Source organism: Bacillus cereus group sp. BfR-BA-01355 (assembly GCF_022663675.1).
In the GTDB taxonomy this organism is placed as follows: domain Bacteria; phylum Bacillota; class Bacilli; order Bacillales; family Bacillaceae_G; genus Bacillus_A; species Bacillus_A thuringiensis_S.
The window spans coordinates 1-343 of sequence record NZ_JAKUFY010000343.1; the positions used below are offsets into that span (position 1 = coordinate 1).

Consider the following 343-nt stretch of genomic DNA (forward strand, 5'->3'; position numbering starts at 1 on the left):
ATGTTAAGGTGACAACACAAGAGGTGATTTCTTCTACGGAGGGGGTTTTACAAGACACAAAGCGAGCATCTAATATTTCAAATGAGATTGTTCAGACCATTTCTGAAGTAAAAGAAAAAATAGCAGGACAGGTAACTAGCATTCAAGAGAGTTCATCCTCAATGGAAGAAATAACAATTGGTGTGCAAACAGTAGCTGAATCTTCAGCAGTAGTTGCTGAAGTAGCAGTAACAACCACAGAACAAATACATACCGGTAGTGAAGTGATAAAGCACTCTATTCTTCAAATGAACAGTGTGCATGATGTTGTCGAGGAAACATCAAAAGTAATAGATAGACTTGT

1 pseudogene is annotated in these 343 nt (G+C 37.6%); it reads left to right on the forward strand.

Annotation, left to right across the window (positions count from 1 at the left end):
• Positions 1-343: pseudogene (locus tag MR167_RS31955) on the forward strand (methyl-accepting chemotaxis protein); the annotation flags it as partial.